The following is a 597-nucleotide window of genomic DNA, read 5'->3' as shown; positions in this document are numbered from 1 at the left end:
TTGCTGATCAGCATCTTCAGCTGTGATCATCGTCGGTCTTTGACGCTTACGTGTAAGATTGGCTTGTTGATCGGATAACACCACTTTTGCCAAATACTCACCACATCGACTTTCAATATATTTGGCTTGTTTTAAGTGTGGGTCAACTACTAAGTTTACGCTGCTACTTGAGTACTGATAAGGCACTTCATAGGCTTGGTTTTCGTAGTGGATAATACCGACTTTAGATACTTTGCGCGCAATACGATGATAAAATATCTCATCAATAGATTGTGCCTTTTCACCTAAATGACGGATATGTCCAACATCTTGGCGAAAGCGCTCCATCGGTGATTGTTTAACAAGCCCTGAATGCTGACGGTGATGATAAATCTCTTGTAACCATGCTTGTAAGCGTAGGTTAAAGTCAGATAACGAGCTGATTTCAGCAAGGTTGACTTCATTGATAAATTGCTCACGAACGGTCTTGTGCCAACGTTCAAGCTTACCCTTGCCTTCAGGTTCATACGGACGACAATAAATCAGGCGAATATCTAAACGTGCACAGATTTGCTGTAGTGAATCACTGCGATAAGCTGAGCCATTATCGACAATCAA

General features: G+C 41.7%; 1 protein-coding gene. It reads right to left on the bottom strand.

Annotated elements, in window-relative coordinates:
* A partial coding sequence (locus DNJ75_RS15200; protein ID WP_170137251.1) for an integrase core domain-containing protein occupies window positions 1–597 on the bottom strand: 597 nt, incomplete at both ends.

The sequence above is a fragment of the Cysteiniphilum litorale genome (assembly GCF_003428165.1).
Lineage (GTDB): Bacteria > Pseudomonadota > Gammaproteobacteria > Francisellales > Francisellaceae > Caedibacter > Caedibacter litoralis.
Note: the sequence above shows the minus strand (reverse complement) of the source record. Positions and strands in the feature narration are given on the sequence as shown.